Source organism: Microbacterium sp. ZXX196, assembly GCF_009709595.1.
Taxonomy (GTDB): domain Bacteria; phylum Actinomycetota; class Actinomycetes; order Actinomycetales; family Microbacteriaceae; genus Microbacterium; species Microbacterium excoecariae.
The window spans coordinates 1-292 of record NZ_WMEE01000072.1; the positions used below are offsets into that span (position 1 = coordinate 1).

Genomic DNA, 292 nt, shown 5'->3' on the forward strand with positions numbered 1-292 from the left:
GTTTTTTCCAAAAGCTTGATAAAAAATTACTCAATGAAAAAATAAACAAACTTCTGTCAGACAACCTAGGTATGGGTATTAACCGGTACAAAGAAATTTTAGGAAAATAATCGAGATTAGATAATAATAATAACGAATGAATCATTATAACACACTGCTAATATCAATTTGTATACCTGCTTACAAAAACCCTAAGCTTCTAAAAAGATGCTTAAATACAGTTCTTGAGCAAACTTATTCCAATATAGAAGTCATCATTACTGATGACAGCCCCAACGAAGATGTTGCTAAT

1 protein-coding gene is annotated in these 292 nt (G+C 30.1%); it reads left to right on the forward strand.

What is annotated here, in order from left to right; all coding sequences use genetic code 11:
* Positions 1 to 136: 136 nt before the first annotated feature.
* Positions 137 to 292: glycosyltransferase (locus GJQ66_RS15570; protein ID WP_155049628.1), on the forward strand; the 156-nt coding region annotated here is incomplete at its 3' end.